General features: G+C 69.3%; 19 protein-coding genes. 8 read left to right on the top strand and 11 right to left on the bottom strand.

Features of this window, described 5'->3' with window-relative positions:
• Positions 1-8: 8 nt before the first annotated feature.
• Together BMW85_RS32890 and BMW85_RS32885 are read right to left on the bottom strand one after the other, a co-directional pair.
• A complete protein-coding gene (locus BMW85_RS32890) occupies positions 9-1,007 on the bottom strand; it encodes a hypothetical protein (protein WP_143082480.1) in 999 nt (332 codons plus the stop codon).
• A gap of 8 nt (positions 1,008-1,015) precedes the next feature.
• Positions 1,016-1,600, bottom strand: a complete 585-nt coding sequence (locus tag BMW85_RS32885) for an RNA polymerase sigma factor (protein WP_091089331.1) — start codon at positions 1,598-1,600, stop codon at positions 1,016-1,018.
• Positions 1,601-1,779: 179 nt separating this feature from the next.
• Between BMW85_RS32885 and BMW85_RS32880 the strand changes: the two genes are divergently transcribed.
• Complete coding sequence (locus BMW85_RS32880; protein ID WP_091089329.1) at positions 1,780-2,544, top strand: NAD(P)-binding domain-containing protein; 765 nt, start codon at positions 1,780-1,782, stop codon at positions 2,542-2,544.
• A 132-nt stretch (positions 2,545-2,676) separates the two neighbouring features.
• Here BMW85_RS32880 and BMW85_RS32875 read toward each other — a convergent pair whose 3' ends face one another.
• Positions 2,677-3,924 carry a pentapeptide repeat-containing protein gene (locus BMW85_RS32875; protein ID WP_218156030.1) on the bottom strand — a complete coding sequence of 416 codons (1,248 nt, stop codon included), beginning with the start codon at positions 3,922-3,924 and terminating at the stop codon, positions 2,677-2,679.
• Between the two features lie 97 nt (positions 3,925-4,021).
• Positions 4,022-4,915: a hypothetical protein gene (locus tag BMW85_RS48740; protein ID WP_143082479.1), complete on the bottom strand. Its 894-nt coding sequence runs from the start codon at positions 4,913-4,915 to the stop codon at positions 4,022-4,024.
• A gap of 843 nt (positions 4,916-5,758) precedes the next feature.
• Between BMW85_RS48740 and BMW85_RS49885 the strand changes: the two genes are divergently transcribed.
• Both BMW85_RS49885 and BMW85_RS32870 read left to right on the top strand, forming a co-directional pair.
• Positions 5,759-5,896: a hypothetical protein gene (locus tag BMW85_RS49885; RefSeq protein WP_177241003.1), complete on the top strand. Its 138-nt coding sequence runs from the start codon at positions 5,759-5,761 to the stop codon at positions 5,894-5,896.
• Between the two features lie 270 nt (positions 5,897-6,166).
• On the top strand, positions 6,167-6,379 hold the full coding sequence (locus BMW85_RS32870) for a hypothetical protein (protein ID WP_091089323.1): 213 nt from the start codon (positions 6,167-6,169) through the stop codon (positions 6,377-6,379).
• Positions 6,380-6,384: 5 nt separating this feature from the next.
• On the opposite strand, the gene BMW85_RS48735 is transcribed toward BMW85_RS32870, so the two are convergent.
• Together BMW85_RS48735 and BMW85_RS52110 are read right to left on the bottom strand one after the other, a co-directional pair.
• Complete coding sequence (locus tag BMW85_RS48735) at positions 6,385-6,861, bottom strand: hypothetical protein (RefSeq protein WP_143082478.1); 477 nt, start codon at positions 6,859-6,861, stop codon at positions 6,385-6,387.
• A gap of 194 nt (positions 6,862-7,055) precedes the next feature.
• A complete protein-coding gene (locus BMW85_RS52110) occupies positions 7,056-7,181 on the bottom strand; it encodes a hypothetical protein (RefSeq protein ID WP_281249630.1) in 126 nt (41 codons plus the stop codon).
• 643 nt (positions 7,182-7,824) lie between these two features.
• On the opposite strand from BMW85_RS52110, the gene recD2 reads away from it, so the two are divergent.
• The 3 genes from recD2 (at position 7,825) to BMW85_RS32855 (ending at position 11,874) form a co-directional block, all read left to right on the top strand.
• Positions 7,825-10,020: an SF1B family DNA helicase RecD2 gene (recD2, locus tag BMW85_RS32865; RefSeq protein WP_245775198.1), complete on the top strand. Its 2,196-nt coding sequence runs from the start codon at positions 7,825-7,827 to the stop codon at positions 10,018-10,020.
• Between the two features lie 123 nt (positions 10,021-10,143).
• Positions 10,144-11,346 (top strand): L,D-transpeptidase, encoded by a 1,203-nt coding sequence (locus BMW85_RS32860; RefSeq protein ID WP_091089318.1) that lies wholly within the window; start codon positions 10,144-10,146, stop codon positions 11,344-11,346.
• A gap of 30 nt (positions 11,347-11,376) precedes the next feature.
• Positions 11,377-11,874, top strand: a complete 498-nt coding sequence (locus BMW85_RS32855; protein WP_091089315.1) for a GNAT family N-acetyltransferase — start codon at positions 11,377-11,379, stop codon at positions 11,872-11,874.
• Positions 11,875-11,971: 97 nt separating this feature from the next.
• On the opposite strand, the gene BMW85_RS32850 is transcribed toward BMW85_RS32855, so the two are convergent.
• Together BMW85_RS32850 and BMW85_RS32845 are read right to left on the bottom strand one after the other, a co-directional pair.
• Positions 11,972-13,429, bottom strand: coding sequence for an MFS transporter (locus BMW85_RS32850; protein ID WP_091089314.1), 1,458 nt, complete (start codon positions 13,427-13,429; stop codon positions 11,972-11,974).
• Between the two features lie 594 nt (positions 13,430-14,023).
• Entirely contained in the window at positions 14,024-14,641 is a 618-nt protein-coding gene (locus BMW85_RS32845) for a TetR/AcrR family transcriptional regulator (protein ID WP_091089311.1), read from the bottom strand.
• Positions 14,642-14,709: 68 nt separating this feature from the next.
• Here BMW85_RS32845 and BMW85_RS32840 point away from each other — a divergent pair, with 68 nt between their 5' ends.
• The gene (locus tag BMW85_RS32840; protein ID WP_091089551.1) at positions 14,710-15,474 is read left to right on the top strand and encodes an SDR family NAD(P)-dependent oxidoreductase; all 765 of its coding nucleotides are present in this window, start codon (positions 14,710-14,712) and stop codon (positions 15,472-15,474) included.
• A gap of 128 nt (positions 15,475-15,602) precedes the next feature.
• Positions 15,603-15,791 carry a DUF1232 domain-containing protein gene (locus BMW85_RS52655; RefSeq protein ID WP_425434393.1) on the top strand — a complete coding sequence of 63 codons (189 nt, stop codon included), beginning with the start codon at positions 15,603-15,605 and terminating at the stop codon, positions 15,789-15,791.
• On the opposite strand, the gene BMW85_RS32830 is transcribed toward BMW85_RS52655, so the two are convergent.
• The 3 genes from BMW85_RS32830 to BMW85_RS32820 form a co-directional block, all read right to left on the bottom strand.
• Positions 15,788-16,783 (bottom strand): tyrosine-type recombinase/integrase, encoded by a 996-nt coding sequence (locus tag BMW85_RS32830; RefSeq protein ID WP_281249632.1) that lies wholly within the window; start codon positions 16,781-16,783, stop codon positions 15,788-15,790. The two genes, BMW85_RS52655 and BMW85_RS32830, sit on opposite strands and share 4 nt — an antisense overlap.
• Before the next feature lie 136 nt (positions 16,784-16,919).
• On the bottom strand, positions 16,920-18,449 hold the full coding sequence (locus BMW85_RS32825; RefSeq protein WP_091089307.1) for a helix-turn-helix domain-containing protein: 1,530 nt from the start codon (positions 18,447-18,449) through the stop codon (positions 16,920-16,922).
• A 336-nt stretch (positions 18,450-18,785) separates the two neighbouring features.
• Positions 18,786-19,040 carry a hypothetical protein gene (locus BMW85_RS32820; RefSeq protein WP_091089305.1) on the bottom strand — a complete coding sequence of 85 codons (255 nt, stop codon included), beginning with the start codon at positions 19,038-19,040 and terminating at the stop codon, positions 18,786-18,788.
• Between the last annotated feature and the right edge of the window lie 30 nt (positions 19,041-19,070).

Raw genomic sequence — 19,070 nt, 5'->3', positions numbered from 1 at the left:
CGGCCGCGCTAGTCGAAGGCCGCGTCCCGGGGACCGCCGTAGACCGGGTTGCGGTCCAGCCGCTGCTCCGTCACCAGCAGCCGGATCACCCCTTCGGCGTTCTCCTCGGCCTCCCACACCACGAAGCCGTCGCCGACGGGCTCCTTCTGGGTACGTTCGATGCCGAAGCCGCCGGGGTTGCCCGGAGGCACGGAGATGATCGCGAAGACGACCTTCTTGCCGCGCCTGCGCAGCTCGGGCAGGACCTCGCCGACGGTCTTCTCGTCCACGCGCAGGCCCTGCAGCGAACGCCCCTTGACGGTCGCGGTGCGGAACTCCGGCTCCTCGACCGGCGGCGTGGGCACGGCCACGGGCTCGCAGGCCGCGACCGGCCCCTCCATGAGGTACGTCGAGGTCATGCCGCCCTTGCCGCTGATGGTCCACACGAACGTCTGGCCGGGCCCGAACAGCCTGGTGTTGATCCGCATCCGCCAGCCTTCGGACTCGCCGGGGATGTTCTCCGGCAGGCTGTACAGGCCGCGCGGGATGTTCTCCACGTGCTTGCCGCGCGGCTCCCGGCACATCATGCCCTCCGGCACGTGGTCGACCAGCGCGGGCACCTTCAGCTCCTTCAGCCGCCGTTCCAGCCCGGCGGCGTCCTCGAAGTCGCGGATCTCGATCGTGGCCGTCCCGTCGTCGAGCGTGACGGCGTAGGAGCTGGGCGCGCCGTCGCGCAGCACGATCGGCGCCGCCACGACACCCGTGGCCAGCGCGACCGCGGCCGCCAGCCCGAGCACCGGCCGCCGCAGCAGCCACCGCCGGGCCGGCCTGATCTCCGGTCGCGCCGCCGCGGGCAGGTCCTGCGGGGGTTCCTGCGAGGTGATCGCGGCCAGCAGCGCCTGCCCGGCCGCGCCGGCCGCCTCGCCGCCCCGGCCGCCGGGCTCGACCCGGGCCAGCGCCCTGATCGCCGCGATCGCGTCGGTGTCATCGGTGTCGTCGGTGTTGTGCATGGTGTCCCTGTTGTTCATGGTCTCCCTCACAGCGACCTCTCCGACGGGACCAGCGGGTTGCCCGCGCCTGCCTGCTCCTCCGCCTGCCCGCCCGGCCGGGCGTCCGGCTGCTCGCCCGCTCGGGCGAGCGCGCGGGCCAGGCGCTTGCGCGCGCGGTGCAGTCTGATGCGTACGGCGTTGCGCGAGAGTCCCAGCGCCGTGGCGATCTCCTCGCGCTCCAGGCCCTCCCAGGCGACCAGGGACAACAGCTCCCGGTCCTCCTCGGACAGGCTCCTGAACGCCCGGCCGATCGCGTCCAGCTCGACCTCGGTGTCGGGGGAGTGGCCGTACAGGTCGGCCATCTCGGCGTCGAGCTCGGCGGTGCGCGCCCGGCGGCGGTTGTCACCGCGGAAGTGGTTGGCCAGCACCTTGCGCGCCACCCCGTACAACCAGGGCGTGGCCTCCGCCCCCTCCGGCAGCTCCTCGACCCGCCGCCAGGCGATGGTGAACGTCTCCGCCACCACGTCGGCGGCGTCCTGCGGGGAGTCGCAGCGGCGCGCGGCGTAAGCCGTGATCAGGCCGTAGTCCCGGTTGTAGGCGGCCTCAAACCTGGCCCGCCGCTCGTCATCCACGGGCGGTTCCCATGGTAGGTCTCCTCATCGGATCATTTATGTGGACACCTCTGCCTATGTACGCCCGGCAGCGATCATTTCAGGATCGGCCGCGTGTCGAGGGCGTGCGCGGTCGGGACGGACCGCTGACGGTATGTTCTACGCCGCAGACCGGACCACCCTTTCACCCAGGAGCCACCGTGCAGCACATCGGCATCATCGGCGTCGGCGAGATCGGCCGCGCCATCGTGGACGGCCTGAGCGACGGCGTCGACCACCCGCCGCGCATCCACCTGTCACCGCGAGGCGCCCGCGCCGCCGCCGAACTGTCCGCACGCCACCCCAACGTCCGGGTGTGCGCCGGCAACCAGGAGGTGGTGAACCGCTCCGACCTGGTGATCATCGCCGTACGCCGCCCCGACGCCGCCGACGCGCTCGCCGGCCTGCGGGTGGACGAGCGCACGGTCGTGGTCAGCGTGATGGCCGGCATCGCGCTCGCCGAGCTGCGCCGGATCCTGGGCCCCGGCGTCCCGCTGGCGCGGGCCATCCCCCTGCCCCCCGTACGTGAACGCCGCTGCGTCACCGTGACGTACCCGTCGCACCCGGCCGTGGACGCCTTCTTCGCCCGCCTGGGGCAGGCGCTGCCGGTCGCGGACGAGGCCGCCTTCAACGTCATGTCCGCGCTGACCGGCACGCTGACCACCCACTACTCGTTCCTGGCGACGCTCGCGACGTGGGCGGCCGGCCACGGCCTCGACCCCGACGAGGCCGAGCGTTACGTCCGCGGCCTGTTCGGGGCGGCCGGCCGTTCCCTGGCCGACGAGAGCCGCTCCCTCCAGCGGCTCGCCGCCGACCACGAGACCCCGAACGGACTCAACGAACGGATCCGCACCACCTGGTTCGACCCCACCAACGCCGAAACCCTGACCAAGGTCCTGGACACGGTCCTCGCCGACCTCGACTGACCTCATCGCCCGCACCACCGTCATGAGGCCGCCCTCCAGATCGCCGGTGTCGAGCAGCGCGAGGTCGCGCGAACCGCAAGAGCGAAAGCGATACCACACGGCAGGCGAAGGGATGAAGCTCCGGGAGCGGCGCTATGACGGCTGAACCCGCATCTTGGACAAATCATCAAGGAAGTAGTGAGGCGGGGTTGCGCGCTCCGTCGTTGCCGCCATGTCGTACTGCGCTCTGGTGAGCTGCGCGCCAAGCAGGTCCGCGCCGCTCAGGTCCGCGCGGAACAAGTTCGTGCCTCTCAGCCTCGTGTTGATCAGCTTCGCGCCGCTCAGCTTCGCACCGCTCAGGTCCGCGCGGGCCAGGTCCGCGCGGGCCAGGTTCGCGCCGCTCAGCTTCGCACCGCTCAGGTCCGCGCGGGCCAGGTCCGCGCGGGCCAGGTTCGCGCCGCTCAGGTCCGCACCGGTCAGGTCCGCACCGGTCAGGTTCGTGCCGATCAGGTCCGCCCGGGGCATCTTCGTGTCTCTCAGGTTCGCGTTGGTCAGCTTCGTGCCGATCAAGTCCGCGCCGGTCAGGTCCGTGCCGCTCAGGTCCGCGCCCTCCAAATTCGCGCCGCTCAGGTTGGCGCCGCTCAGCTTGGCGCCGCTCAGGTTCGCGCCGGTCAGGTCTGCGCCGCCCAAGTTCACGCCGCCCAGATCGGTGCCGACCAGGTCTGCGCCGGCCAGGCTTGCCTCGCTCAGGTTCGCGCCGCTCAGCTTCGCGCCGCTCAGGTCCACACTCATCATGTGCGTTCTACCGATGACGCTGAGTGCAGCCTGAACGTCAGCGGGCACCTTACTGGGAACATCTGCAGCTTTCGGCGTCGGATTCCCTGTGGCCTGAGTTGACGGCTGTTCGGCCTCGGGTTTGTACTCGCGTACGAAGGCTGTGAGCACCTCCTGGATGGTGCGGTGGTCGCGTTCGGAGTCCCGGGCGATGCGCTCAAGGGCGTAGATGCCGCCGATGCGGATATGCAGATTGTCGGGGTCACCGAGCTGTTGGATGGCTTTGGTGTACCGGTCGGTCACCTGGCCTTGCTCGGTCAGCTCCAAGGTGCGGGTTGAGGTCTGCTGCGTCAGTTCGACGGCCCGGCGGGCGGTTTCGGCGTTGCGTGCGGTGTAGTAGACAGCGGCCAGCGCGACCACGCCGGTGGCGATCGCGAGTGCCCTACCGCGTACGGCGTCGGCGGCGACCGCGAGGTCTTTCTCCGGGAGTCTGGTGACGTCCACGTCGAAGTCGACAACCCAGCGGGCACCGGGCCCGAGTATCCAGATGAGTGCGGCCAGGAGCAGCATTGCGGCGACGAGCAGGATCGTGCGCTGGGAGGGCGGGCGTCGGCGCTTCTCCGTCATGCGTCGAGCGTAGAAGGCCGGCCTTGCTGGCTGGTTGCAACGACCGTTTTCGCCGCAACTGTGGTGCCGCCTGGCACACCTCGCAGGTGTCGTCGAATCAAGCAGAAGGATCGTCCGGGGCGTCAGGAGTGCCGGACGTCTTGGCATTGGCATCAGGTGGGGGCGTCGGGGCTGGCGTTGCCGCCGGCTGGGAGGGCATTTGACCCTCTCGGTTTGCCATAAGAGCGACTAGGAGTTGCTGGGCGGTGAGAACAGGATAGGTATCCGTGGCCGCAGGTCGAAGTCGAACAGCGAGCAGGGCGGCTCGGGCCGCGAGCAGCGTGCCGATACTGCCGGCGATGGTGCCCAATGCAGCCAGCGCGGTGGCGATCGCGGTTATCCAGTCCGTGGGCTTGACCGTCGAGTCGGCAGTCGCGGCTGGCCCTGGGATGGCTGCCGGATCTGATTCCGCAGTGATGCTGGGAGCGGAGGTGATAGTTGCTGTCACCGTCACACGTGGTGCCGGCAGTGGTGTTGGTGTGGCAGTCGGCTTGTAGCTGTTCATAACAAGGGCCAGCACTGCAACAGCAAGCAGGAGAAAGGCGCCCAGGCGTCGCCCGGGCAGCTCGGCCACAAATGCTCGAAAGAATTCTCGTCGCGACAGTGGTTTGGCGATGACGATGTTGTCCTCATGACCGAGGCTGATCTTGGCGACACGGGAATTCGCGCCGGGGAAGCTCAGCTCGGCAGTGAACGCCCCTCTAGAGCCCCGGTACATCCTGAAGTACTCGAACCGAGCGAGCAGGATCTCGACAAGTCGGGCATAACGTATGCTTGCCGCCCAAACGAACCCTAGCCCGAAGGCTCCCAGGAGCAAACCACGCTGCGGGATCGCCGAGTCGGCCGAAAGGAACAGCCCCCCAGCCGCCGACAGCAGCATCATGCCGTCGAGTAGCAGTTTCTCGCCAAGGAGCCAGAGACGCTTTTGATTACACCACATGCCTCTAGTCATGCGATGACGGTACGTCGCGTCGCGGCCGGAGGAGGGCCCGCGAGTCGGGTGGGCAGGATTGTGTAGCTGTCGAGCTACGTCCATTTCGCGCAAGCGCTCATGCTTGCGTCTACGCGCTGCCAGGATCGCGCGTGAGCATTTCCTAGCGTTCATCGCGTGGAGCGGGGGACACTCCTTGAAGGGCTCAGCGCCGCTTGGAGACGCGCGTTCCCCACATCAATGATTGTTGTGGGGACGAGACGAGCTTATGGCAAGCTGATTTCAGAAAGACACAACATGACCTGCAGAAATGCGGTGGAACACTGGAGCGACGGCCCCCGCCCCCGCCAATCTCCTACCCACCAGCATTGCGCCACTATGGCATATGGAAAAGCACGCATAATCATCACTGCGCCCCCGGCGGCAATCTAACCGCCGCCCATCGGCGAGATCGCCGAGAACATGCTCACCGCCCCATCACCGACCGCCAGTCCACGTTCCCCGCCACCTCGGGCGATGTGCTCATCCCGCCGCTTCCGACCGTCTACCGGCGCAGCGACGGCAAGGTGCGTATCGATTTACGGCGGCGGGGTGACTGGCCTGACGGTCGCGGTCCTCGAACAGCTAGAGAAGGGGGCCGCCGTGCTGGTGTACGCGACCTCGGACGGCTACACCGATTACACCCGCCCCGGCCGACATCGAGGGGGACCTGGAGCGGCCGTCGGAGCGGATCGACGAGCTGCTGTGCACCGTCTACCGCGTGGACGGCGACGGCAGACCGGCCGACCCGGAGGAGCGGGAGGCGGTCGTGCAGGCGACGTGCACACAAACCGGACAGGACGGCGTTGCCTCCGCCGTCAAACGGTGAAGATCGGCAGCGTCCAGCTCGACCGCGCGGGCACCGGCGAGTCCGGGCCGCCCCGCTACGCCCAGAAGGCCGTGTCGATCCTCCGCAAAGCGGGCCTGCTGCTCGGCTACGTCATCGACGGCCCCTACTGCTGACCGGGAGGAGGGGCCGGGGGTACAGCGCTGCCGCTGCGGATGCTGCCGCATGCCGCCACGATCGCGCCGTTTCGGGGGGAACGGCGCGTACGAGCCGGTCTACGACGCGCCGGTCGAGGACGAGCCATATCTCATCGATGACGAGCGGCGGATGGTCCGGGACGACGAAGGCACCGAGGTCGTCAGCGACATTACGATCCCAACGGCCGCCAGATGATCGCCATCGCCTCGTTCGAGGTACGCCGATGACGAAGAAAAAATGCCCTTCCCGTGCTGCACAACGATGCGGTCACCGCGCGGGCGCGCGTGCTCAGCCAGGTTGCTGCTTGCAAGCGCTACGGCGAGGTGGCAGAGCCTGCATTCACGGCCTGGCGTGGTGAGCCCCACTCTCTGCAAGTGCTACGCGACGGCATTCGTATCGATGCAGTGCGAGTGGCGACGATGGGGCTGGAGATCGATCGAGAGTTGGCCGCCGACCGGTAAGCCGGTCAGTGAGAAGCAGTGAACTGGCGAATTGCCTGGCGGTAGTAGCGAGCGTTCGTCTCGTAAGCGGATTTTCTGATGTTGAGACCCTTGATCCGTTCGACAATCTCGGAGCGGTCACCGGTCACCTGGGTCGCTGCCAACGCTTCGATCTCAGCCTGCGCTTGTTCTGCCAGTAGGGATGTCTGATGCTCCTGCCAACGCAGAAATTCGAGCAGCTCGGCAGGGCGGGCCACTGAGGCTTGCTCAGTCGAGGATGCAGCGGAGGGTGGCTCCTCGGCCGTCCGGGAGGAGCCAAAGGCTCCGATCAGGTCCGTGATGAATGATCCTGTGGCTGGTGCCAAGGCTGTAACTGCGACAAGCAGGCTCAATGCGGCAATGAGGTTGGTTTGCTCATGACTAAGCTGAACCCCTCCTTTGGAGGGCTTGCGTCGCTTTCCTCCCACATTGCTGATCGTAGCTAAACGCGCTAGAACGGCCATGATTCTCGTGTAATCCGGTCGACGTGAGCTTGTCGCAGCAATCGTCAATGACGCCGCGAGGGAGGAATCGTGCTGGCGTCGCAATCTAAGGTGGCGGTGGAGTGGTCGAAGCCGACGAACAGCCGGTTCCTGTGCATCAAGAGGTCGGGGGACGGCGCGGATCAGGCGCTGACGCGTTCCTACGACATGCCGGACTATGCCTGGATGTTGCGCAAGCTGAGCTTGTCCCCGTCGATCGGGATGATCGATGGCAAGCGGCAGTTCCCGTTCATCAGCGTGGGCGACATCGTCTCGCAGATATTGACGAGGTGCAGAGGCATGGCACGCTTCCTGGCCTCGCCCCGCGGGCACCGATCTGCTGGCCGTGTTGATCAACCTCGCCGAGCAGGGCGTGTGCGACTGGCAGGTGCAGGGCCGCACCCTGCGGGTGCGCCGCTGACGCGCGGCTGCGCTGGCCGCTGCTGGATGAGCAGGCCCAGGCCGTGGTTCTCGCTGGCGCGGTCATGGAGGTCTGGACGCCGCCGGCCGACGCCGAGCGGAGATGCGCGGACAGCGGCGTGTGAACGTGCGCTTGGTCAGGGCCCAGGACGAAAGCGCTGGACTCAGAGCCGGAGTTCAGTCGGCTAGCAGAAACGCTAGTTGAGACGGGCTCGCCCGCGGGCCCTGCGGCGCAGTTCGAGGATGATGCCGCCGACTCCTCCACCGAGCGGCCTCCAGGCATGTACGCGATGCGGGCCCGCCTTTTGAGCAGACAGGAGTCTCGGCGAGCCCGCACTTCGGCAGGGGCCCGGCCAGCGGCGGCGAACGCTTCCGCGGGGATTCTCGTGATCCCTACGACCTCATGGGCGGTGAGACGGCCCGCTGCGGTCTTCCGGCTGGCGTGGGGCTGCGTCCGCGCAGGGGCCGCTGCTCTACCCTGGCTGCGGATGGAAGGAGGTTCCCGTGCCAGACGGTCCACTCGCTGTGGCCTTAGACGCAGTCCTCGAACGCATCACGTACGCCAACGAGGAGACCGGCTACACCATCGCCCGCGTCGCCACCGAGCGCACCGGCGCCGACCTGCTCACCGTCGTCGGCCCCCTCCTCGGCGCGCAGGTCGGCGAGTCGCTGCGGCTGCACGGCCGCTGGACCTCCCATCCCCGCTACGGCCGCCAGTTCGAGGTGTGGTCCTACTCCACCGTGCTGCCGGCCACCGTCCAGGGCATCCGCCGCTATCTCGGCTCCGGCCTCATCAAGGGCATCGGTCCCAAGATGGCCGAGCGCATCGTCGACCACTTCGGCACCGGCACCCTCGACGTCATCGAGCAGCAGCCCGAACGCCTCGTCGAGGTTCCCGGCCTCGGTCCCAAACGCACCAAGATGATCGCCGCCGCGTGGGAGGAACAGAAGATCATCAAAGAGGTGATGATCTTCCTGCAGGGCGTCGGCGTGTCCACCTCGATCGCTGTGCGCATCTTCAAGCAGTACGGCGAGTCGTCCATCTCCGTCGTGCGCACCCAGCCCTACAAGCTCGCCGACGAGGTCTGGGGCATCGGCTTCAAGACCGCCGACACCATCGCCCAGGCCGTCGGCATCCCCCACGACAGCCCCGAACGCGTCAAGGCCGGCCTGCGCTACACCCTGTCCCAGGCCGCCGACGACGGCCACTGCTACCTGCCCGCCCCCAACCTCACCGCCGACGCCGTCAAGATCCTCGACGTGCCGCCGGACCTGGTCACCACCTGCCTGCAGGAGCTGGCCGCCACCGAGGGCGTCGTCGCCGAGGACGTCCCCGCCGGCGACAACACCGTCCCCGCCGTCTACCTGCCGCCCTTCTACCGCGCCGAGCTGTCCCTGTCCGGCACCCTGCTCACCCTGCTGCGCGGCGGCCGCCACGCCGGCCACGACCGGCTCAAGTCCTTCGCCGACGTCGACTGGGAACGCGCCGAGTCCTGGCTGCACCGCCAGACCGGCACCGAGCTCGCCCCCGAGCAGCGCCAGGCCGTCCGCCTGGCCCTCACCGAGAAGGTCGCCGTCCTGACCGGCGGCCCGGGCTGCGGCAAGAGCTTCACCGTACGCTCCATCGTCACCCTCGCCCGCGCCAAACGCGCCAAGGTCATCCTGGCCGCCCCCACCGGCCGCGCCGCCAAACGCCTGGCCGAGCTGACCGGCCACGAGGCCACCACCGTCCACCGGCTGCTGCAGCTGCGCCCCGGCGGCGAGGCCACCTTCGACCGCGACAACCCCCTCGACGCCGACCTCGTCGTCGTCGACGAGGCGTCCATGCTCGACCTGCTGCTGGCCAACAAGCTCGTCAAGGCCGTCGCCCCCGGCGCCCACCTGCTGTTCGTCGGGGACGTCGACCAGCTGCCCTCCGTCGGCGCCGGCGAGGTGCTCAAGGACCTCCTGGCCGCGCCCGAGATCCCGCGCGTGCGCCTGACCCAGATCTTCCGCCAGGCCCAGGAGTCCGGCGTCGTCGTCAACGCCCACCGCGTCAACACCGGCCGCCACCCCGTCCTGGAGGGCATGAAGGACTTCTTCCTGTTCCCCTGCGAGGAGCCGGAGGAGATCGCCGCGCTCACCGTCGACGTCGTCGCCCGCCGCATCCCCGCCCGCTTCCGCCTCGACCCCCGCCGCGACGTACAGGTCCTGGCCCCCATGCACCGCGGCGCCGCCGGCGCGGGCGCGCTCAACATCGCCCTGCAGGAGGCCCTCACCCCCGCCCGCGAGGGCATGCCCGAGCGCCGCTACGGCGGGCGTGTCTTCCGCGTCGGCGACAAGGTCACCCAGCTGCGCAACAACTACGACAAGGGCGCGGCCGGGGTGTTCAACGGCACCGTCGGCATCGTCACCGACATCCGCCCCGACGAGCACAAGCTGACCGTCCTGACCGACGAGGACGAGCACGTCGACTACGCCTTCGACGAGCTCGACGAGCTCGCCCACGCCTACGCCGTCTCCATCCACCGCTCCCAGGGCAGCGAATACCCGGCCGTCGTCGTGCCGCTGGCCACCAGCGCCTGGATGATGCTGCAGCGCAACCTGCTCTACACCGCCATCACCCGCGCCAAAAGGCTCGTGGTGATCGTCGGCTCCCGCCGGGCGCTGGCCCAGGCCGTACGCACCAAGGGCGCCGGCCGCCGGCACACCGGCCTGACCTACCGCCTGACCCCGCGTTGAGCAGGCCCGATCACCCAACAGTGATCTAAATGTGACCGAACTCTCCCATATGATTCCTCGTCTTACATGCAGGAGCATTAAGGTTTTTGGGGTGCGATGACCACCCCGGGGGAGAGGACAGTTGTGAACGTTGCGACCGCTTGGCGGACACCGGCCGTCTCGCTCGCCCTGCTGGCCGCCGCCGCGCTGACCACGTCCTGCTCGTCGACCGGCGACAACGCCGCCGGCGGCCGGCCCGACGCGCCCGAAGCCACCGCCAGCGCCACCCCCGAGGCCCCCGTCGTCAAGATCAGCCCCGCCGAGGGCAGCGCCACCGTCAGCCCCGACAAGAAGATCGTCGTGGCCGCGGCCGGCGGCGCCCTCGAGGACGTCACCGTCGAAGCCGGCGGCGACGAGATCCAGGGCCGCTACAACGCCGACAAGACCCGCTGGATCTCCAGGACGCCGCTGAAGCCCTCCACCGACTACACCGTCACCGCCAAGGCCGGCGCCACCACCTCCACCAGCACCTTCACCACCGCCAAACCCGAACGCGCCCTCCAGGTCATCGACGTCACCCCCAACGCCAAGGGCGAGACCCTCGGCGTCGGCGCGCCCATCATCGTCACCTTCAACCAGCCCGTCGCCGACAAGGCCGCCATCGAACGCGCCCTGAAGATCGACGCGGAGAAGCCCGTCGACGGCGCCTGGCGCTGGGTCAACGACAGCAAGGTCATCTACCGCACCGCCAAGTACTGGCCCGCCCACCAGAAGGTCACCTTCAACGCCGGCATCACCGGCATCAAGGCCGGCAAGGGCCTATGGGGCACCAAGGACTACACCGCCACCCTCAAGATCGGCGCCAAGCAGGTCAGCAAGGTCGACACCCGCACCCACATGATGTACGTCTACAAGGACGGCAAACGTGTACAGACCATGCGCATCAGCGCCGGCATGGCCACCACCCGCGAGTACACCACCACCTCCGGCGTCCACCTCACCATGGAACGCGGCAACCCCGTCCGCATGATCTCCCCGGGCCGCAAGAAGGGCGACGAGGGCTACTACGACGTCATGATCAACCACGCCGTCCGCATCTCCAACTCCGGCGAGTACGTCCACGCCAAGGACAACGTCTGGGCCCAGGGCCGCCAGAACGTCAGCCACGGCTGCGTCAACGCCCGCCCCGACCAGGCCCGCTGGTTCTACGACACCATGCAGCGCGGCGACGTCGTCGAGATCACCGGCACCGACCGCCAGCTCGAATGGGACAACGGCTGGGGCTACTGGCAGATGCCCTTCACCCAGTGGAAGAAGGGCAGCGCCCTGCACAACGACGACGCCTGACCCACCCCCTCACAAGGAACACCACCACCCGTGCACATCCGGCCCGGCACCCCCGGCGACATCCCCGCCGTCCTCGCCATGTTCGACAGCGCCGTCGCCTGGCTCACCGCCCGCGGCCGCACCGGCCAATGGGGCGACCAGCCCTTCACCGGCAACCCCCGCCGCACCGACCAGGTCACCCGCTGGGCCCACAGCGGCGGCATGCACCTCGCCGAACGCGACGGCCTGCCCGCCGGCTGCATCGTCCTCGGCGACGCCCACGACTACGTCAACCCCGCCCCCGAACCCGAGCTCTACGTCCAGGCCCTCGTCACCGACCGCCGCCACGCCGGCCACGACGTCGGCCGTACCCTCCTCGACCACGCCGCCCACCAGGCCCGCGAACGCGGCCTCGATCTCCTGCGCGTCGACTGCTACGCCGGCGACGACGGCCGCCTGGTCGCCTACTACGAAAGCTGCGGCTTCACCCGCCAAGCCCCGTTCACCGTGGGGGAGTGGCCCGGCATGCTCCTGCACCGCCGCCCCTGACCCCGCGCGCCAGGCCGGCGAAGCCGTCCACCACGGCCACGGGTCCCGGACGACTGACCCGCCCTCCCCGTAGGGAGGAGAGCGGGTCCCGAGGGAGTCAGCTGCCGGCGGGCCGCAGCTCGGCGGCGTCCCGGTCCTGCGCAGGCGGGGACCCGGCACGCGGGCCAGGGAGCCTGAGGGCGGCCAGGACGGCGGTCAGCATCACGGCACCCAGGACGTAGACGGCGACCCGCATCCCTTCGGCGGACGCGGCACGCAGCACCTGCCCGGACAGTCCTTCGATGCCGTGGTTGGCGACGGCCACCAGAACCGCCAGCCCCGCGGCCGTCCCCACCTGCAGCGCCGTGGAGGCCACCCCGGAGGCCAGGCCCTGTTCGTGAGCCGGGACGCCGGTGCCGGCGGCGATCCACATGGCCTCGTACGTGATGCCCATGCCCAGACCGATGACGACGACCCCGGCCAGGACGGTGAGGACGGATCCGTCCGCGTGCATCCCCGGAGCCAGGAGCGCGGCGCCAGCGGCGTTGGTGACGATGCCCGCGACGAGCGTCCTGCGGGTCCCGAGACGATGGTTCAGCCGCTCGCTGAGGAAGTTCCCCGCCGTGATCGACAAGGTCGGGCCGAGGAACGCCAGCCCGGTCTCCAGGGCGTTCAGGCCGAGGACATTCTGGAAATACAGGGTCAGGAAGTACGGCACGGCCTGCATCGTCAGCCCGAACACGAAAATGACCATGATCGCCCCGCTGAGCGCGCGGTTGCGGAACAACCGCAGCGGCATCAGCGGCGTCCGGCCGCGAGCCTGCACGAGCAGGAACGTGGCCAGCAGGACCGCCGCGACAACGGCCGAGGCGATCACCTCGGTCCGCGCCCAGCCGACCTCGGAGCCGTGCGCGACCGCGAAGATCAGCATCGTGATGCCCGCCGTGCCGGTCAGGGCTCCGGGCACGTCGACGCTCCCTCTGGTCACCCGGTCGTCGGCGGGCAGCAGGGCGAACGCGGCGACGGCGCCGACGACGGCCAGCGGGACGTTGACGTAGAACACGGCCTGCCAGCCGAACGTCTGGGTCAGCACCCCGCCGGCCAGGGCACCCGCGGTGAGCCCACCGGCGCCCGCCATGGCCCAGACCGTCAGGGCACGGTTGCGTTCCCTGCCCTCGGCGAAGGCGGTGTTGACCAGGGACAGCACCGCCGGGAACAGCACCGCCCCGGCCAGGCCCTGCAAGGCACGGGCGGCGAGCAGCACCGCCGGCGCCGTCGCCAGGCCGCCCAGCAGGGAGGCCACGCCGTACAGCGTCATGCCGAGCACGAACATGCGCCGGCGCCCCATCAGGTCGGAGAGCCGGCCACCGAACAGCAGGAAACCTCCGTACAGGACGGCGTACGCGGTGACCACCCACTGCAGGGTGTGCGGCGTGAACCCGACATCGGCCGCGATGTCAGGCAAGGCCACGAAGATGATGGTGAAGTCGAGACTGATGATCAGATGCCCGAGCGCGAGAAGCGCGAGGCTCCAGCCCGGCCTTCGGCCGCGGGCCGGGGACTGGCGTGGGGACATGGATGTGCCTTTCGTCCGTGATGGGTCCGGTCGCCTGTCATGGCTGCACCGGGACCGGCGGACATTTGTTGGCACACCCCTTCAGCGCGCTGGGATGGGCGGCGCCCGGGCTCGGCCCGTCCGGTCCGGTCATCGCTCCTCCCTCCCCGCGCGTCCTGCGCTGTCAGGGCTACGATCATGCCGCTCGCCACGGTCGGCGACATCGGACGCTGGGCGGGCATGATCCGGGACCTTGGACCTACGACCCAGGGAAGAGCGGCGCGGCCCAGGGCGTGGGGCGGGCGGCGAGGCACAGGCCGAGACAGTCGTGCGCCCGCGACGCGCGCCAGGTCGCCGACCCCCGGCCTGCGCTGCGCCGCCACCGTGCCCGTGCTGGTGCTGCGCGGCTCGTGCGACTACGTGGCGCCCGAAGTGGCCGTGAGTACGCCGACGTGCCGCCGAACGCCACCTTCCGCACGATCGACGGCTCCGGCCACGACATCGCCCACGACCAGCCCGCTCGCTAGGCGGGAGTTGGTCACCTCGTTCCTGCGCGGACGGGTCAGCCCCTGGTCCAGCGTGATGCCGCTCCACCGGCTCCGGCGACGCGGCCGGTCATCGTTCGGGTCCGATGGCGTCGTCGCCGAAGACGGCGGCGAGGGCTCTGCCGATCAGATGGGGCAGGTCGCTGCGCCCGTCGTCCTCGGCCCAGCGCACCATCGCCGTGTGCAGGGCGGCCAGGCAGGCGCTGGCCGCCGCCTGGGCCTGGAACGCCGCGTCGGGGTCGGCGGCGTCGCCCTGCAAGGCGTCGATGATGGCCTGCTGGAGGGCGTACTGGTTGTCCAGGTGCCTGGCCCGCAGCGCGGGCGTGGAGATCATGAGCTGCAGGCGGACGAGCAGGGCCTGCCGGTCCGCCGCCGCGTCGTCACCGGTCACGGCGGCGGCGGCCTCGACCAGGGCGTCGCCGATGCGGCGGACCAGGGGCCGGCCGGCAGGTGAGGCGGCGATCGCCTCGGCGATGAGCTCGCCGTACCGGTCGGTCAGCACGAGGTCTTCCTTGGTGGGGAAGTGCCGGTAGACGGTCATGGGTGACACGCCGGCCGCTTCGGCGACGTCGTTCATGGTCGTGCCGTCGTATCCGCGCTCCCCGAACAGCCGGATCGCGTGTGCCTGGATCGTGCGCTGCGTCTGGGCTCGTCGTCGCGCCCGCAGGGTTGAGTGCCGCTCAGCCATGTGGTAGACACTACCATCGTGATAGTCACTACCAATTTGGTAGTTCATAACAGTCAGGAGTGGTGGACGTGAACGAACTGAACGGCAAGGTGGCCCTGGTAACCGGTGCCTCGCGCGGCATCGGCCAGGCGATCGCGACCCGGCTGGCGGCCAAGGGAGCGACGGTGATCGTGCACTACGGCACGGACGCCGACGGCGCGACGGCGACCGTCGGCGAGATCGAGCGCGCCGGCGGCACCGCCCTCGCCGTCCAGGCCGAGCTCGGCGTGGACGGGGACGTCGACCAGCTCTTCGCGGGCATCGAGGAGGGCCTGGCCGGACGGCCGCTCGACATCATCGTCAACAACGCGGCCGCTCAGCCCGCCGGGCCGCTCGGAGCCACGACCCGGGCCGCGTTCGACCACCTCTTCGCGGTGAACGTACGGGCGCCGTACTTCATCGTCCAGCACGCTCTGCCCCTGCTGCGCGACGGCGGACGCATCATCACGATCTCCTCCGTCGCGACGCGCATGGCCAACCCCGCCCAGACGTCCTTCGCCATGACCAAGGGCGCCATCGAGACGATGACCCTGACCCTGGCCAACGAACTCGGCGTCCGAGGGATCACGGTCAACGCGGTCGCCCCCGGCGCCACCCGGACGCCCGCCAACGCTTCCGTCTTCGAGGCGCCGGGCCTGGCCGGGTTCATCGCCGGATCCACGGCTCTCGACCGCCTCGGCGACGCCGGCGATGTCGCCGACGTGGTCGCGTTCCTCGCCTCCGACGCCGCCCGCTGGATCACCGGCCAGGTCATCGACGCCAGCGGCGGCCTGTTCCTGGGGCCACGCACATGACGCACACCCCTGGTCACCGGCGGCCCCTTACCGCGTGACACAGCCAGGGCGCAGGTCGTCGAGGACCTCGGCTGATGATGCGCGGTGTGCGCGTGCTGTTGCCGGCCTAACTGGTCCTGTCGATCGACGTGGTGCCCGACTTCATCCCGGTTCTCGGCTATGCCGACGACGCCATCGTCATCGCGGGTGCTACTTCCGTGGTTAGCCGCGCCGGCACTGGCCGGGCGCCGACGACGGCTTCGCCGCCCTGGCCAGGCTGGCCGGCCTCCACCGGCCCCCAACACGACCTGACACCGCGGCACAGGCCGCCCCGCTAGCCTGTTCCCTCGCCCCGAAGCAGCGGATGCGCACGCATCGCCACCTCCAGCTCACCCGGCAACTCATCCCGGTAACGCCCCAGCGTCGACAGATCGCTGTGCCCCAGCACCCGCCGCACCGCGTCCATGTCCACCGCGTCCGCCAGCAGATGCGTCGCCGTCGTGTGCCGCAACCCGTGCGGCGTCACCGACCGTCGCCGATCCGGATCCACCCGCGCCAGCACCCGGTCGATCACCGCCTGCACATCACCCCGCGCCAGCCGCCGCCCCCGCCACGACAACAGCAACGCCTTCTCCTCCACCTCCGCAGGCCGCCGCCCCCGCTCCAGATACGCCTGCAACACCCGCGCCACGTCATCCGGCAACGGCACATCCCGCGTGCGCCCGCCCTTGCCGAAGATCCGCCAATAACGCACGCCGCCGTTGGTGAAGAAATCCTCCACATTCGCCCGCGTCAGCTCCGACACCCGCGGACCCACCGTCGCCAGCAGCAACACGATCAGCCCGTCACGCAACTCCGTACGCTGATCACGCCGCTTGCTCGCCCCCACCGGCTCCTCGGGCAACCGCCGCGCCGCCCCGATCAACCCCTGCGCCTGCTCCCGCGTCAACGCCCGCCGATGCGGACGCAACCCGCCCCGCTCCTTCGCCGTCACCGTCGCATGCAGCATCGGATTGACCTGCACCCACCCCACCAGCGCCGCATGCTTGAACAACGCCGACACCGACCGCCGAAAACGCGCCTGAGACGACGGCGACTGCCCCCCACCCCCCGAACCGGCGGGGGAGCGGCCATCAGGCTTACGCGCGAACGCCAGCAGCACCGCGTCCACGTCCTCACCCGTCAGATCGTCCAGCACCCGATCCGCCCCCGCCAGCTCCACCAGCGTCGCCACGTCCCGCGCGTACACCTCCGCCGTCGACGCCGACAAACCCCCCGTCACCGTCCGCGCCCGCACCAGCTCCACATAACGGTCAGCCGCCTCCACCACCGTCAACCGCTCGAGCTCCGCAGGCCGCACCCGCCAACCCCCTCCACACCCGACGCCCGCACCAACGCTCACGCCGCACGAGCCACCCGATCACCCCCGACCGTAACCGACCCCACCGACGAAAACGCGCGCCGCCTCAGATGTCGCGGAACGTCTCGATCCGCGCCCCCAACGCGTTCAACCGCTCCGCCAGATCCTCGTACCCCCGATTGATCACGTACACGTTCCGCAACACCGACGTCCCCTCCGCCGCCATCATCGCCAGCAGCACCACCACCGCCGGCCGCAACGCCGGAGGACACATCATCTCCGCACTACGCCACCGCGTCGGCCCCTCCACCAGCACCCGATGCGGATCCAGCAACTTCACCGACGCCCCCAACCGCGTCAGCTCCGTCAGATAAATCGCCCGATTGTCGTACACCCAGTCATGAATCAACGTCGACCCCTGCGCCGACGCCGCGATCGCCGCGAAGAACGGCACATTGTCGATGTTCAGCCCCGGGAACGGCATCGGATGAATCTTGTCGATCGGAGAGATCAGCTTCGACGGCCGCACCGTCAGATCCACCAGCCGCGTACGCCCGTTCGCCGCCCGATACTCCGGCCCCCGATCACAATCGAGCCCCATCTCCTCCAGGACGGCCAGCTCGATCTCCAGGAACTCCACCGGCACCCGGCAGATCGTCAGCTCCGACGACGTCACCACCGCCGCCGCCAGCAGACTCATCGCCTCCACCGGATCCTCACTGGGGGAGTAGTCCACGTCCCGCTCGATCACCGGCACCCCATGCACCGTCAGCGTCGTCGTCCCCACCCCCTCCACCCGAACACCCAGCTCCTCCAGGAAGAAGCACAGATCCTGCACCATGTAGTTCGACGACGCATTACGGATCACCGTGACACCGTCATGACGCGCCGCCGCCAACAGCGCGTTCTCCGTCACCGTGTCACCCCGCTCCGTCAGCACGATCGGCCGCGACGGCGCCGCCGACCCGTCCACCCGCGCGTGATAGAACCCACCCGTCGCCGTGATGTCCAGCCCGAAATGCCGCAACGCCGACATGTGCGGCTGCACCGTACGCGTCCCCAGATCACAACCCCCCGCGTACGGAATCCGGAACTGCTCCGTCCGATGCATCAACGGACCCAAGAACATGATCACACTCCGAGTACGCCGCGCCGCCTCGGTGTCCATCGCCTCCAGCTCCAGCCGAGCCGGCGGCACGATCTCCAGATCACTGCCCTCGTTGATCCACCGCGCCCGCACCCCGATCGAGGCCAGCACCTCCAGAATCCGGTAGACCTCCTCGATCCGCGCCACCTTGCGCAGGATCGTCCGCCCCGAATTCAGCAACGACGCGCACAACAACGCCACGCACGCGTTCTTCGACGTCTTGACATCGATGCTGCCCGACAACCGCCGGCCGCCCACCACCCGCAGATGCATCGGCCCCGCGTACCCCAGCGACACGATCTCACTGTCGAGCGCCTCACCGATCCGGGCGATCATCTCAAGGCTGATGTTCTGGTTGCCGCGCTCGATCCGGTTCACCGCACTCTGACTCGTCGCCAGCGCGTCCGCGAGCTGCAACTGCGTCCATCCGCGATGCTGGCGGGCATCCCGAATCAAGCGGCCGATCCGTACCAGGTAATCATCTGTCATAAGAGCTGACCATATCTCACATATGAGATGCATCCGCGACCGGGAGGGCCCGACGCGCCGGGCCTTGACGCCCGGACCAGGGGAGGGGCATCTGTTCGTGCGAGCGCCCTGAAGCCCGTCCCGCCGTGGCGTGAGCGCCCGGGTGGAGGACTGGCCGCTCCCGGGGGCGGATGCCGCTCCGCCCGTACGCTAGCCAAGAAGTCCTGACAGAGCGCACGAATACGCACTTCTTGCCACAAACGACCCGATACCATACAGAACCCACATTCTGTCCGGTATCGGGTTATTTTCCGGCATTACCCAGTCTCGCCGGGGAGCGGCCCGGCCAAACCAGGTTCACAGCCGGTTGACGAACCGGGCGGCGGCCCGCTGGCTCATGCCGGTCTCGCCGCGTACCAGGAAGACGGCTTCCTGGATCTGGCCGAGGGCTTTGAGCTCGCGAGCCTGGTCGACGAGGTCGTCGCTCGGGTTGAGCCGGTTACGCGGCCGCTGGGTCAGGCGCACGGCGAGGATGATGAGCCAGATGGCGGCTGCGGTGATGACGGCCGTGAGCGCGATGAGGCCCGGGGTCGTGATCTCCAGGGGGTACATGCGGTGCGTCTTCCCGGTGCGGGGTGCTTT

The sequence above is a fragment of the Nonomuraea wenchangensis genome, assembly GCF_900111685.1.
Lineage (GTDB): Bacteria > Actinomycetota > Actinomycetes > Streptosporangiales > Streptosporangiaceae > Nonomuraea > Nonomuraea wenchangensis.
Note: the sequence above shows the minus strand (reverse complement) of the source record. Positions and strands in the feature narration are given on the sequence as shown.

Coding starts and splice junctions, on each gene's coding strand:
- BMW85_RS32890 (WP_143082480.1), bottom strand. CDS start 1,007: ATGAACAACAGGGACACCATGCACAACACCGACGACACCGATGACACC.
- BMW85_RS32875 (WP_218156030.1), bottom strand. CDS start 3,924: ATGACGGAGAAGCGCCGACGCCCGCCCTCCCAGCGCACGATCCTGCTC.
- BMW85_RS48740 (WP_143082479.1), bottom strand. CDS start 4,915: ATGACTAGAGGCATGTGGTGTAATCAAAAGCGTCTCTGGCTCCTTGGC.
- BMW85_RS48735 (WP_143082478.1), bottom strand. CDS start 6,861: ATGGCCGTTCTAGCGCGTTTAGCTACGATCAGCAATGTGGGAGGAAAG.
- BMW85_RS52110 (WP_281249630.1), bottom strand. CDS start 7,181: ATGCCTCTGCACCTCGTCAATATCTGCGAGACGATGTCGCCCACGCTG.
- BMW85_RS32850 (WP_091089314.1), bottom strand. CDS start 13,429: ATGTCCCCACGCCAGTCCCCGGCCCGCGGCCGAAGGCCGGGCTGGAGC.
- BMW85_RS32845 (WP_091089311.1), bottom strand. CDS start 14,641: ATGGCTGAGCGGCACTCAACCCTGCGGGCGCGACGACGAGCCCAGACG.
- BMW85_RS32825 (WP_091089307.1), bottom strand. CDS start 18,449: ATGACAGATGATTACCTGGTACGGATCGGCCGCTTGATTCGGGATGCC.
- BMW85_RS32820 (WP_091089305.1), bottom strand. CDS start 19,040: ATGTACCCCCTGGAGATCACGACCCCGGGCCTCATCGCGCTCACGGCC.